At 54.0% G+C, this 13,430-nt stretch carries 10 protein-coding genes; all 10 read left to right on the top strand.

Annotated elements, in window-relative coordinates:
- Window positions 1-38: 38 nt before the first annotated feature.
- Entirely contained in the window at window positions 39-224 is a 186-nt protein-coding gene (locus VFO10_RS04420; RefSeq protein WP_325137467.1) for a twin-arginine translocase TatA/TatE family subunit, read from the top strand.
- Window positions 225-316: 92 nt separating this feature from the next.
- Entirely contained in the window at window positions 317-1,204 is an 888-nt protein-coding gene (locus VFO10_RS04415; protein WP_325137466.1) for an ArsA family ATPase, read from the top strand.
- Window positions 1,201-2,325, top strand: a complete 1,125-nt coding sequence (locus VFO10_RS04410) for an ArsA family ATPase (protein ID WP_325137465.1) — start codon at window positions 1,201-1,203, stop codon at window positions 2,323-2,325. The genes VFO10_RS04415 and VFO10_RS04410 overlap by 4 nt, the downstream gene beginning before the upstream one ends.
- Window positions 2,326-2,424: 99 nt before the next feature.
- On the top strand, window positions 2,425-3,234 hold the full coding sequence (locus tag VFO10_RS04405) for an ABC transporter permease (RefSeq protein WP_325137464.1): 810 nt from the start codon (window positions 2,425-2,427) through the stop codon (window positions 3,232-3,234).
- Complete coding sequence (locus tag VFO10_RS04400) at window positions 3,231-3,980, top strand: ABC transporter ATP-binding protein (RefSeq protein WP_325137463.1); 750 nt, start codon at window positions 3,231-3,233, stop codon at window positions 3,978-3,980. Before VFO10_RS04405 ends, VFO10_RS04400 begins: the two co-directional genes overlap by 4 nt.
- Window positions 3,981-4,144: 164 nt before the next feature.
- Window positions 4,145-5,590: an MlaD family protein gene (locus VFO10_RS04395; RefSeq protein ID WP_325137462.1), complete on the top strand. Its 1,446-nt coding sequence runs from the start codon at window positions 4,145-4,147 to the stop codon at window positions 5,588-5,590.
- Between the two features lie 183 nt (window positions 5,591-5,773).
- Window positions 5,774-6,730: a hypothetical protein gene (locus VFO10_RS04390; protein WP_325137461.1), complete on the top strand. Its 957-nt coding sequence runs from the start codon at window positions 5,774-5,776 to the stop codon at window positions 6,728-6,730.
- A 361-nt stretch (window positions 6,731-7,091) separates the two neighbouring features.
- Window positions 7,092-9,086: a carboxy terminal-processing peptidase gene (locus VFO10_RS04385; protein WP_325137460.1), complete on the top strand. Its 1,995-nt coding sequence runs from the start codon at window positions 7,092-7,094 to the stop codon at window positions 9,084-9,086.
- A 263-nt stretch (window positions 9,087-9,349) separates the two neighbouring features.
- Complete coding sequence (locus VFO10_RS04380) at window positions 9,350-11,620, top strand: hypothetical protein (RefSeq protein ID WP_325137459.1); 2,271 nt, start codon at window positions 9,350-9,352, stop codon at window positions 11,618-11,620.
- A 17-nt stretch (window positions 11,621-11,637) separates the two neighbouring features.
- Complete coding sequence (locus VFO10_RS04375) at window positions 11,638-13,392, top strand: HEAT repeat domain-containing protein (protein ID WP_325137458.1); 1,755 nt, start codon at window positions 11,638-11,640, stop codon at window positions 13,390-13,392.
- Window positions 13,393-13,430: the final 38 nt, after the last annotated feature.

The following is a 13,430-nucleotide window of genomic DNA, read 5'->3' as shown; positions in this document are numbered from 1 at the left end:
GTTAGGCGGCAGAAAATCATAGCAAAGGAGATCGGGACATGATGGGTTTGGGTTGGATGGAAATTGGCATTATTGCTGCTTTGATTGTTTTGCTGTTCGGCACGACCAAATTGCCAAAGCTCGGCGGCGCCATTGGTGAAAGCATCAAGAATTTTAAAAAGGGCGTGAAAGATGATACGCCACAGCTGACTGATAAAAATAAAGAAGACGACAAGAAAAGCTGATTGCGACCCTCGTCTATGTTGCCGGGTTCATCTTGTCTGAGGGGGTGCTCTTGCAGGATCTGTTTTCTGAGCTGTTGAAGAAGCGCATTATCATGGTAACAGGCAAGGGGGGCATCGGGAAAACCCTGAGCAGTTTTGCTCTGGCACAGATGGCGAGCGCCATGGGCAAGCGAGTCTGCCTCGTCGAGTCCAGTGCTCACGATCAGCTGGCTCCTCTCTTTGGTTCCGAGCCAATTGGTCATAACCTTCGCGAACTAAGACCCGGCATTTCTGTCATCAATCTCAATCCGCAGGATAATTTTCGCGATTTCGTGATCAAGCATCTCGGATTCGCGACGCTGTTTCAGAAAGTGTTCACCCGTCCCATCGTCCGTTCTTTTATCCAGATGATGCCAGGCATTGCCGAGCTGACTTTGCTGGGCCGCCTTTATTATTTCGCCGAACTCGATGTCGAGGATCGCTTCGATCTCGTGATTCTGGATGGCTATGCCTCGGGGCATTTCCATTCCCTCATGAAAACCCCGGATGCCGTTCTGCACTCAGGCATGGCGGGCCCGGTGATCGAGGAAACGCAAAGGGTCCGGGCTTACATCGCGGATCCGGAGAAAACAGCCGTGGTGCTGGTGGCCGTGGCCGAGGACCTTGTGGTCAGCGAGGCCTTGGATTTTGTGAACAAGCTGCAGGGCGAGACGCCCGCGCCCCTGGCGGCCGTGATGCTGAATCGCACGTTTCCGGCTTTGCCGCAGACTCTCAAGGCCGCGGATTATCCCGCCGAATTGCAGCCAGGCCTTGATTACTGGCGGGATCGCGTGGTCGGCGAAGAGGCGGCCATCGATCGTCTGCGGGAAGGGCTGGAGCAATTCGAAAAAAGCTTCGGCAGAAAACTGCCACTCTATCGTTTGCCTGAAGTCGGTGCCTTTAACGAACCTGTGCCCAAAGACGAGCTTTTGGCCTGGATGCAAGCGGCGGTGCGTGTATGAATGCAATGAATCCATCCGGACTCGAATCGTGGATCAAAAGCTCGCGTATTCTGGTGACCGTGGGCTCGGGCGGCGTGGGCAAGACCACAAGCTCCATAGCTTTGGCGCTCCTTGGCGCGCGCCTCGGACTGCGCGTCGGACTTTTGAGTATCGACCCGGCCAAGCGTTTGGCGGATGCCCTGGGCATTCCCCTCGGCAGTGAACTTTCGCCGGTTCGCCTGAAAAGAACAATCCCGGGCTCAGTCGAAGCCGCCATGCTCGATCAGAAAGCGGTCTTTGATGATATGGTGAGGCGCTTCGCGCCCAATCCGAAGATCGCGGCGAAGATCTTCGAGAACTCCATTTACAAGGAAGTTTCGAGCAATCTGGGCGGTCCGCTTGAATACATGGCCCTCGCGAAGCTTGAAACGATGCTGAGCCAGGGCCGCTATGATCTGATCGTCCTGGATACGCCGCCTGATACCCATGCCCTCGATTTCCTCGCGCGGCCCAACATTCTGCACGGCTTCATCGAAAACGGCGTGATGAGCTGGATGATCAAACCCTTTCATTTGGCGCAAAAACTTGGCGCTGGCGCCATTTTCAAAGCCGGCGGCAAGGTGATGGCGGGGATCTCGTCCATCACCGGGGTCAAGATGCTGAAGCTCCTTGCGGAATTTCTGGTGCTGATGGAAGAGGTGATCATCGGCTTCAACCGCGTGGGGCGGGAAGTCTCCGTCGCGCTCAAGCAGACCTCGACGGGCTTCGTGCTCGTCTCCGCGCCGACGGATAATGCCGTGCGCTCGGCGTCCTATCTTCTGCAGGAACTTAAGAACAATCAGTATCCGCTCCTGACCGTCATCATGAATCGCAATCTCCCCTTTGCGCTGCAGGGGGCCGCTCGGGCCTGGGAAGCCAGCGACCGTCACTGGACCGAACTCAAGCCCGGTTTCGATGTGATCAGCCGCCGCCATCTTTATGCGGCCTCGCAGGCTGGAAAGCTTGCTGCCCAGGCGCAGCAGCTTTTCGGCAAAGACGTTCCTCTTTTACTTCTGGAAGAACAAAGGCAGATGATTCACAGCGAAGAAAGTCTGTGGCAATTTAGCGAGGCCCTGCTCGAAGCCCGCACCCATCAAGCGTGAGCGGGGTCTGGTCAAAAACTTGGCGGTATTCGCTAACTTTTCTGGACTTGATACACTACACTCAGGCCCTTCCCGGGCTTTACTTGGAGACCCTCGTCCATGGCCGTTCCACGTACCTTGAGTAACCTAATGGTCCAAACCATCACGGGCTTGGGTCACGTGGTCGTGGGCTTCATCGAGGGTGTGGGCGAGTTCCTGGTCTTCTGCGGACGCGCCTTCCGTGAACTCTTCCGCCGTCCCCTGCGCACCCGTCTGATCCTGCAGCAGATGGCCTTCATCGGTTATGAATCGACCTTTATCATACTTCTTTGTGGATTCTTCATCGGTGCCGCGGTCAGCCTGCAGGTGGGAACGATCTTCGTCCTCTTCGGCGCGCAAAGCATGCTGGGGGCCGCCAATGCCAAGGCCCTGGCCCGTGAGTTGAGCCCTTTGATGGCCGGGTTTTTGATTGCCGGTCGCGCGGGGGCCGCGATCACTGCTGAAATCAGCACCATGAAGGTGAACGAACAGATCGATGCGATGGAAGCCATGGCCGTCGATCCTGTCAGTTACCTTGTCGTCCCGCGCCTTGTGGCGAGTCTTCTGATGCTGCCGATGCTGGTGGCTCTCTTCAACCTGACAGGGCAGATAGCCTCGCTTATTATCGCGCTTGGGATCTTTGATATAGATCAGGGCATCTTTTTTGACAAAATGGCGAGAATCGTCAGCTGGCGTGACGTCTGGAGCGGGCTGCAAAAGGCCTTCGTCTTCGGCGGCATCATCTCGCTTCTGGCCTGCCGCTACGGGCTCGTGGCGTCCGGCGGAGCGAAAGGTGTCGGCAAGGCCACCACCAATTCGGTGGTCATGATGCTTCTGACCCTGCTCGGCGTCGACTTTGTGATCACCTATTTACAGATCGTTTGGAAATGATTGAGTTCCATCAGGTTACGAAAATCTTTGGCTCCTTCCGCGTGCTGGATCAGCTGGATCTGCACATACCGAAGGGGAAGATCACGCTGATCCTGGGCAAATCCGGGGAAGGCAAGTCCGTGACCATCAAGCACATCATGGGCCTCCTCAAGCCCACGACGGGCCGGGTGGTGGTGGATGGGGACGACATCACGGAATTTGATGAGGAGCAGCTGCTTGAATATCGCAAGAAGTTCGGAATGCTCTTTCAGCAAGCAGCGCTGTTCGATAGTCTTTCGGTGGGCGAAAACGTCATGTTTCCTTTGAGGGAACATACCCGGATGAAGTTTCCCGAGATGCGGGATCGGGCCGAAGAAGTTTTGGAGCAGGTGGGGCTGCCCGGCATTCAGGCGAAGTTTCCGGATGCCCTTTCCACAGGCGAGAAAAAACGCGTGGGGTTGGCCCGGGCCCTGGTGCATCGGCCCAAGATTATTCTTTACGATGAGCCGACGACGGGCATGGATCCTTTGGTTTCGGAAATGATCGATAATCTGATCGTCGAAGTTTCCAAACGAGATCCCGAGCTGACCTCCGTGGTCATCTCCCACGATCTGAAAGCCGCGTTGGATATCGCGGATAACTGCGTGATGCTTTACAAGGGGCGGGTGCAGCTGGCAGGACCCCCGGACGCATTCCGAACATCGAAGGATCCGGTGATTCGGCAGTTTTTCGCTGGGAAAGTCGACGGACCCATGGAGTTTTTCTGAGGCCCCGGCTGCACAGCTGTGCTTTCAAGCGCACAGATCAGCTGGGGAAAAGCGTAAAACTTGGAGTTTATTCATTGGACGAGGGGCGCCCCTATTCGTTAAGTTACAGCCCTGGCAGACGATAAGCTGCTTACCGAAGACGGATCAAAAGGAGTTCACAGTTCATGAGCCGGATGGGAACGGAATTTAAAGTTGGCCTGTTTACGCTTATAGGCCTTTCCGCGACCGCCGTGGCCATATTCTTCGTGAGTCCGGAACTCTTCGATCGCAAATCCAAAGTCAGCTACTATACCGTCCTCAAAGATGCCTCGGGAATTTTGGAAAATACGCATGTGAAGACCAACGGCGTGAATATAGGCCGTGTGGTACAGATTAAGCTGAGCGAAACAGCCACCGAGGTCGAGCTGGAAGTGCTTGAGGAAGTCCCCATTCCTGCCGGATCCCAGGTGGCCGTCAGGACCGTGGGTTTTCTTGGGGATAAGTACATCGACATCGTACGCCCGGAAAAGAACGCCGGAGAGCGGCTCGGTCCCAACGGTTACATTCCCCGTTCGCCTGATTCCGCGGATATTGCCGAAGTCGTCAAACTCGTGGGTTCGATAGCAGCGGACGTGAAGAAGGTCACCGAGAACCTCGCGGCTGTGCTGGGGGATAAAAAGGGCGAGCAGAAGATCGGCAACATCGTCGATAACATCGAGCAGCTGACCGCCAATGCCAAAGAGATGTTTGCCGAGAATCGCCAGGATATTCGGGCGATGGTTTCGAATATCCGCGAGGTCTCCGATTCGCTGAAAGAGATCACGGATCCCGAAAACCGTGCGAAAATCGATCGCATCCTGGCTAATTTTGATGAATCCATGGCCGAAGTCAAAGTCGCCACGACCAATATCAAACAGATCTCGGAAAAAATCGACAAGGGCCAGGGCACGCTGGGCAAACTCGTGAATGACGATGCCGCTCTGGAAGAAGTCGAAGCCGCTTTGAAAGATCTGCGGCAGGTGCTCGCGCCGGTGACGAAGCTGCAGGTATCCGTGGATACGCATACTGAAATGCGACGCGATGATACGAGTCAGACCTATTTCAACCTGCGGTTCACCACAAGACCGGATTCCTATTATCTGATCGGTTTCACCGATTATTCGGAACGCACGATCGAAACCCGCACGGAAACTATCGACGATGGCCTGGGGCCCACCAATACGCGAACGCGGGAGTCCATCAAGGATGACAAGGCCCTGCGCTTCAACCTGCAGCTGGCCAAGCGTTGGAAGTGGATTGGGGCCCGCCTTGGTCTCTTTGAAACGACCGGCGGGGTGGCCGCGGATGTCTACCTGTGGAACGATCGTCTGCGACTTTCAACCGAAGTCTATGATTTTGCTAAGAAAAATGAAACAGTCCGGCGGACCGCGCATATCAAGGCCTACGCCAGCGTCCTTTTCTTCGATCACCTGATGGCCATGGCCGGGATCGACGATCCTACGCGCTTTAAAACCGGCACCACGACCATAGATCCCAAGTCGAACTACTTCCTGGGTGCAGGCTTGACCTTCAACGACCAGGACCTCAAAGCCCTCTTTGGAATGGCCGCGATCGCCACCAGCGGACAGTAGCCAGCCTGATCTGAACATCAATCATATCAATAGCTTAAACCAAAGCTGCGGTTAGCCCCGCGGCTTATTAGGCCTTTTTGACAATCCATCTCTTGACATGGATCCTCTTGTATGCCATTTTGCAGGCACCCAGACCCCCTGGGGCTCTTGCTGTTGTTGGATCTTGATGTGGAGTGGAAGTCGATGAAGCCCTTAATTCGTCTTATTCAGAATACAGTCTTGGCCAGTGCGATAGGCACCGCGGCCCTGCCTGCGGCCGTTGCCCTTGGAGCAGGCGAAGTCCCTCGGATTGCTGAAGGTCGCCCCTGGTCATCCCCGGAAGTTGGTCTGACGTTGACGCCACCCATCGGCTGGCAGATCCAACCCAACCTCATGGGTAAAACCCTTGTGATGCAGCCAGTTCGCAAAGAAGAAAAAATCAAAGACTACAGCAAGCCAACCTATAATCGAAACATCACGGTCGCCGTCATTCACGAAGCAAGGCCCATCGATGAGACGGAAGCACTCTCGCTCCGTAAGAAACTGGAGACTGATTTCGGTGCAGCCCCTGGTGTGCGCGAGTTTCAAGTCATTGAACACCGCTTCATCGACTATCGTCAGAAAGCCGACGCCATCCTTCTTTACACGGCCTTTCAGTTGAACGGCTTTCCCATGAGCCAGATGCATATCTTTCTTTCGGGCTCGAAAAAATCGGCGCTCCTGACCTATACGGATCTGGCTGATGCCTTCCAGAGTAACGAAGAGGCCATGACTTTGGCGTGGAACGCCATGCTTTCCACCGAGTTGGAAGGAACGGCACCCAAGCGTTACGAAGAGCTGGTCTATACCGGTTCTGCCTTGGGCCTTATGCTGGTTTCCGGTTTCCTGGTCGTCATGCTCCGCCGTCGTTCGGCCCATAAGATGTACGAAGTGGAAGAGGAAAGACTTTACCGCGATGACGCTGGCGAGACTGAAGAGTTCAGCTCTGTCACAGGTCTTGCAACGGTTGTAGCCCAGGCACCTGTTCAAGAGGAAACCCGTGACGTGACGGATGTTTGGAATCTGGCAGTAAGTCAGGTGTCAACGACGCTGCCGAAACCAACGTCACTGCCGAAAGCCCGCAAAAAACGCGCAAAATCCGCAGTGGAAACTGCCTGGTGATCAAATGGGGACGGGGCTTCCCGTCCGCTCCTCTTAAGCCTTTCTCACAAGATTTCCCTGCACTTTCCCATACCCTAATCCCCTGACTCCTGTTACAAAGAAATGAGCTATACCCTGGGCAGACTCTGCCGATTAGCCCATTCGCTGTGTAAAAATGATCCATACGAAAAATCAGCGGTTTGCTATACTGGTGGAATAGGTTTCGCAGGCGAGGGCCTGGGGGATTTCTTGGGAGGTTGACGGAATGCTTATTCAAGCAAACAGAGTCGGACGGTACTTGCGGTATTCAGTGTTGGCCGTCTTACTGCTCTGTAGTTCAGGGCCTGCATCTGCCCTGACATGTTCAGAGGTGAGGCAGCTCGTGCTTTTGTACTTCAAGATGCACTTTTCTTACAACTCCTTCACTGATGAAATTTCCCGTCGGACTCTCGACAACTTCCTGAAGAGTTGGGATCCCGGGAAGATGTATTTCTATCAGTCTGACTTTGATGAATTCACCAGCAAATACGCCAATCGCCTGGATGATCTGATCGGCCGCGACATGAACTGTCAGGTGATCGACGAGATCATGAATAAGTATACCCAGCGGTTCAACGAGCGTAGCCAGTTCGTGAACAAGGTGATCGACGAGAAGTATGACTTCACGATCGAGGAATACCTGAATGTGGACCGGAAAAACATGGCCTATCCCAAGACCGTGGAAGAGGTGAACGAGCGCTGGCGCAAGCAGATCAAGTTTCAGCTTCTGAACCTGAAGATGAGCGTCGATACGGTGGAAAAGGCTCGTGAGAAGCTGAAAAAGCGTTACGAGCTCCTGGTTCGTCGCCACAATGATCTGACCAAGGATAAGGTCTATGGGGTTTTCCTCAATGCCTTCTCCGCGGCCCTTGATCCTCACTCCAGTTACATGCCGGCCGAGGACCTCGAAGACTTCCGCATTCGCACGCGCCTGTCGCTCGAAGGGATCGGCGCCAGCCTCAGAAGTGAAGACGGCTTTACCATCGTCGCCAACCTCGTGAAGGGCGGCGCTGCGGAAAAGAGCGGGCTTTTGAAGGTGAATGACAAGATCATCGCCGTGGGCCAGGAAAATGGCGAAGCGGTGGATGTGATCGACATGGATCTGCAGGAGGTCGTGAAGAAAATTCGCGGTGCTCGCGGCACGGTCGTCAAGCTGCATGTTCTGCGTGAAGAATCGAATAATTCGAAGAAGATGATCGTGCCCATCGTGCGCGAGAAGATTCAGCTGGTCGAACAGCAGGCGTCTTCGCATGTGATTGAAGTCGATACCAAGGAAGCCGGCAAGACCAAGCACCTGAAAGTCGGTGTGATCACCCTGCCCTCCTTCTACATCGACTTCGAAGGCCGACAAAAACGTCTGAAAAACTATCGCTCGTCATCGAATGACACCAAAGAGCAGCTGAAGGCTCTGAAGGACAAAGGTGTGGATGCGGTGATCCTCGACCTCCGCAGCAACGGCGGTGGTGGTCTGGATGAATCCATCAGCACGGCTGGTCTTTTCTTCGGAGCCGGTCCTGTGGTTCAGGTCAAAGCCTCGAACGGCGAGACCGAGACCTACTATGATCCCGATGAAAGCACCTGGTACGACGGTCCGCTGGTGGTCATGATCAACCGTCATTCTGCTTCGGCTTCGGAAATCTTCGCCGGTGCCATCCAGGATTACGGTCGTGGTTTGATCGTCGGTGACTCCCACACCTTCGGCAAGGGTACGGTTCAGAACCTGAACGATCTGGCTCAAAAGCTGGGTGCGGTGAAGGTGACTGTGAATCAGTTCTATCGCGCCTCGGGGGCTTCGACTCAGCTGAAGGGTGTGAATTCCGATCTGGTTCTGCCCAGCATCGTGGATGAGCTGGAAATCGGCGAGAAGTATTACGACTACGCGCTGCCTTACGAAGAGATCAAGACGGCGAAGTATTCCAAGTTCAATCTGACGAAACCTTTCGTGCCTGAGCTGAAGAAGCGTTCGGAAGCACGCATCGCCTCCGATGCTGAGTTCAAGAAGATCAAGGACGAGATCGAGAAGTATAGAAAGAACAAGGAAGAGCGTTCACGGGTGTCTTTGAAGGAAAAGAAAGAGGACGACGTGAAAAAGGATAAGAAAGAGGCCAAGGAAGAGGAGCTTCTGAACGAATCCTCGGAATTCTCGCTCAAGGACGATGTTTATCTGCAGGAAACCGTCCGCGTGGCTGCTGATTACGTGCAGCTCCTGAAAAAGCAGAAGCTGGAATCCCATCCTGCGCTGCCCGCGATGATTGCGGCACAGAACACCAAGCCAGCTGGAAAGACTGACAAGGCTGTGAGCGACAATAAGAATCCGGTGAAGCCTGAGAAGAAATAATTTCGTTTAATTCAATCAGATGACGGGGGCCTTAGAGCCCCCATTTTTGTGACCAATCTGCCATTATCCACCCTTGCCACTCTCGCTTGAAATATCAGCATACATGACGGCCAGGACCTAGGCTGCGAGTCAGGCGAAGGTCCCGGAAACCCATAGAATTTCCAAGAATCTTAACTGAGTACGTTAATTTGTTTTTGCAGTGGAAAAACTAAGTTTTTGCTGCCATATTGCGGCTCGTCTGTCTATATCAAGGAGCCGCATAAATGCGAAAACTATTTGGAATCACTGCGCTTTTGCTGGTAACAAGCGCCCCAACTCAGGCATCAGAATTCTTCACATACGATGATGTCAACGACTTCAACGTGTTCCGGCAGAGCGCCCCAGCTCTAACCTATGCAGGACTGTTGGCCAAGGGAATGCTGCCCAGTCAGCAGATCGGGTCGCAGGTTTATAAGCCCGACTTCGAAGTTGATGACATTGGCAGAAAAGTCAATTACATCGGTGCTCCCCGCGTGAGTCAGCAAAAGGCTTTGCTCGGCAGTATACAGACAGTCGGCGCCAAACCGGGTTCCTACTCCTCGCAGATTCGGTACCGCAACTCCAGTTCGAACCATCGGTTGGGAAACAGTGATGCATCCATCACTTACGGTTGGTTCAGCAGCATATCCTTCAGTGACTATTACAGGAGCCTTCGAGCAGGTGGCTCTGTGAGCGGTCAATTGCTTGGAATTTTCGAAACCAAACTGCTCGATGCCACGGTATTCAGTGACTATTCGACGAGCTATACGCCGCAGATTTCCGACGATAAGGCAACCGTCAAAGGCGATATTCAGATTCTGAGTTATACTTATAACGTGTTCAACAAGGAGTATAACAATTTCCAGGGACGTGTTGATTTAAACAACCAGGAATATACCCAGCGATTTCTCGAAGGGAGCACAGTCGTCTTTATCGGCCCTGTTCCGATCACCCTGACAGCTACTGGCAATGGAGCTGTGGGTTATCGTAAGACGTTTGCTGAAGTTTCTCTGCCCAATTTCACTCGCGGTATCGTTCTGAACGCTGAAGTTGTGCCGTTCGCCCGCCTTGATGTAACGGGTTCGGCGTCTCCAGGGATCACGGAGCTGAATCGCTGGGTCAACCGACTGGGAATCGTGGCGCCTTATGTCAGTGCCGACGTCCGGGTGAACCTCGTGGAGGGGGCGGTGAAATTCTCGGCTACAGCTGACAAGACCGAAGGCTGTCTGAGGGCCGATGTGGATCAACTGACAGCCCTCTCGGGTGAGATTTCCACCACCCTGGAATATAGTTTGCCGATTCTAAAGACAGTCACCGACGTGGTTGACTATCTCTGCAGCTATGATTTTTTCGGCATCTGTGAGTCCCAGGCCGTTAAGCGAATTCGGACGATCGTCTCGGGTTACACCCGCAACAAGCAAACCCATAAAGTCCATGGCTTCCCTGGTACACGTATTGCTTCCGGCAGCAACTGGGGTAACTACTGTGAAGCCATGCCTTTCTCGCCCACATTTTCGGCGCCTGAAGGCACACCCAGTTCTCCAGGTAGCGGAAGTTCAGCTGGAACTGGCTCTTCCAGCAGCGGTGGTTCTTCCAGCAGCGGTGGTTCTTCCAGCAGCGGTGGATCATCCTCTGGTTTGAATTATCGCTGGCGGGTTTACCAAAACGATCCTCAGGAAACCGGAGCCTGCTATTCTTACCAAGGCGATCTTATAGGCGACAGAGTCGCCAATAGTTTCTGCGGGAAGCCGTCTCGCCTTCTCAGTGTTGAAAGCAGCTACTGCTCGGTCTATGAAGATGGTGGATACAAAGAACTTCTGATCCGTGGCGAAGGCGACTGTCCTGCGGATGGCAGCAGCAACGGATCGGGGTCTTCGGGTTCAGGTTCATCCTCGGGATCGAATAATCCCGATTTTGGTATCCCGGTTTGCCAATGGTCGTCTTCTGATCCAGACGGTGACGGCTGGGGCTGGGAGAATAATACCAGCTGCCAGGTGAAAACTGACTTTCCGCCGCCCCCTCCTCTGTCTCCTCCGCCTGTTAGCAGTGGAGAGATCACATGCGCGTCTGCCTCTTCCGATCCCGATGGTGACGGCTGGGGCTGGGAAAACAATTCGAGTTGCCGGGTGATACCAGGGAATTCTGGTCCCCAGCTCTTCAATAGCGCCGTCGGCAAATGTCTGGAGGTGCCTCTGGGTCACTATCAAAATAACACCTATGCCCATGTCCAACTCTGGGACTGCTATGCGGGCGACAACATGAGCTGGGACAATAGCGGTTGGAACTTGCGAACGCCCAATAATCGTTGCCTGACTGTGGTGGACGGTAATCAGGTGAACTCCAGACCTTGCGATGGCACTTTGGAGCAGATCTTCGAGTCGACCTCGGAAGGTCAGTATAAGACCCAACGAGGACTGTGCCTGCAACCTTCGACTTCGAATGTGCAGAATGGAACTCGCCTGATCGTTGGCAACTGCCAGACGTCGGCGGCCAAAAGTTGGACTTTTAGAAACTGAAAGAGGGATAAGGGGTGATGCGTAAAATTTTTGTTGGCATTGGACTGGCTACACTCGTTTCGCTATTGGCCTTCGGCTGGTATAAATTGCGCAAAAATTCGCACGTCACCCTGCCTCAGGATAGCGCTTGCCTGGAATTCACGCTGCAGTGGAAGGAAGCTTTCGCAGTGCAGCAGCAGGATGCTGCGCAGCAGTATGAAATCATCGTGACAGAACTGGCGGCAGATAATGAACGGCTCGCGACCCTGCGGGTACGTCAGGGCAAGGATATGGACATTGCCTTTTATGCCAGCCTCGATCCCCAGACCTCGGCTGTCATCTTTCGCAGTTCCGAACCGCCGAGCGATGATTTGATCCGCCTGATTTACGGAAGCCTCCAAAAAATGCCCGCCTGGTCTCTGGGCGCGCCTCTTTCTTTGACCGCGGTTCCCCGTGAGGATCTGAACGGAATTTATACGGAAAATCTGCAATTCGATGGAAAGCATCTTCGAAAAACCAAGACGGCTTATCAACTTCCAGACGACTCCGGTTTGTCGATAGCAGTGCCGGATTCGCAAATGAACATAGTCTACGAGCCCCATGGAGGGCGTAAAATCCTGAGCCAGGGAGATGGGCGCGAGAGGCTGGAGATACGTTTTCGTAAGCAGGATCCAACCACAGCATCCAGCAGTTTCGAGCTGCAAAGGACAGGCGCAAAAAGCAAAACCTGTGCAAGCGAATCGTCGGCCCAGATGATTGCCAGCCAAAAGCTGATACCGGTGACAATGGAGCGCTATCGGCAGGCCATGATTGAAACTGTGCAGGCAAGTATCGCGAAGCAAACGGCGCCGGTAAGTGCCGAGGTTTTCCATCAGGGCATCAAGGAGCTGCTGACATTGCTCGATGGACCGGAGACTTCGGAACAGGGTCACCGTATTAATGCCCTCTACAGCCAAAGCCTGGACTTTCTGCGCGCGCATCCCGAGGCTGCCCAGGACCTCCTTCCTGCCATTCGTGATGCCGTTCAGAAGAGAAAGGAACGTTTCCTGAATCTTTTGAGCGATCTACTTGGCAATGTCGACGGCTCCGAAGCCTCGGCTGTCATGAGGGAGCTTTTAACTGCGCTGGATGAACAGGGTTGGACGGATCAAATGCCTCGCAGCATCTCGTCGATGCAATTTATCCAGCATCCTGACGCAGAATCCATCGAAGCCCTTCGTCGCTACTATGAGCGCGAGAAAACCTGGACCCCGATCAAGGACGCGAGCCTGCTGGCTCTGGCCACTCTTTCGGGACGTACGCAGCAGGCATCGAGTCTGGAGCGGGATCTACAAAAGCAGGCCCTGAGCAGCAAGGCTCAACATGTACGTGTCATGGCCGTAGAAGGCCTCGGCAACCTACGACAGGAAAATTCGGTTAAAGCACTCCAGACCCTTAGTCGGGATCCGGACATCGATGTGGCTGTGAGAGCCCTTCGAGCTTTAACCTTTATTCCCTTTCCAGACAGCGCAAGCTATTTCATCGGTCGAGCCCTGGATACTCGGGAGCCGGGCGAATTGCGGGAACAGGCCTGGAAATGCCTCAGCCAGATGAAAAAAACCTCGGAGTCATGGGCACGCATCGTCGATCACTATCGGGACGCGCGCCAGCAGAAATTCTTGAATGCCATTGTCCAGGCGCCCGGATTTGCGGAAAACATCAGCGTTCAGGAACAGATTCGGCAATTGCCCCAGCTCTACGACTGGGAAATCGCTACTCTTAAGGCTTACACTCCACTCCGTGAAGGCGATTGATAGGCTCCCGTCAGGGTCTGAGGAACTCGCTCTTATGA

The sequence above is a fragment of the Oligoflexus sp. genome, assembly GCF_035712445.1.
Classification (GTDB): domain Bacteria; phylum Bdellovibrionota_B; class Oligoflexia; order Oligoflexales; family Oligoflexaceae; genus Oligoflexus.
This window is presented reverse-complemented; position numbering and strand designations above follow the sequence as displayed.

Excerpts from the sequence above, each read along its gene's own strand:
- VFO10_RS04415 (WP_325137466.1), top strand. The coding sequence starts at position 317 with ATGGTAACAGGCAAGGGGGGCATCGGGAAAACCCTGAGCAGTTTTGCT.
- VFO10_RS04380 (WP_325137459.1), top strand. The coding sequence starts at position 9,350 with ATGCGAAAACTATTTGGAATCACTGCGCTTTTGCTGGTAACAAGCGCC.
- VFO10_RS04405 (WP_325137464.1), top strand. The coding sequence starts at position 2,425 with ATGGCCGTTCCACGTACCTTGAGTAACCTAATGGTCCAAACCATCACG.
- VFO10_RS04375 (WP_325137458.1), top strand. The coding sequence starts at position 11,638 with ATGCGTAAAATTTTTGTTGGCATTGGACTGGCTACACTCGTTTCGCTA.
- VFO10_RS04400 (WP_325137463.1), top strand. The coding sequence starts at position 3,231 with ATGATTGAGTTCCATCAGGTTACGAAAATCTTTGGCTCCTTCCGCGTG.
- VFO10_RS04410 (WP_325137465.1), top strand. The coding sequence starts at position 1,201 with ATGAATGCAATGAATCCATCCGGACTCGAATCGTGGATCAAAAGCTCG.
- VFO10_RS04390 (WP_325137461.1), top strand. The coding sequence starts at position 5,774 with ATGAAGCCCTTAATTCGTCTTATTCAGAATACAGTCTTGGCCAGTGCG.
- VFO10_RS04395 (WP_325137462.1), top strand. The coding sequence starts at position 4,145 with ATGAGCCGGATGGGAACGGAATTTAAAGTTGGCCTGTTTACGCTTATA.
- VFO10_RS04420 (WP_325137467.1), top strand. The coding sequence starts at position 39 with ATGATGGGTTTGGGTTGGATGGAAATTGGCATTATTGCTGCTTTGATT.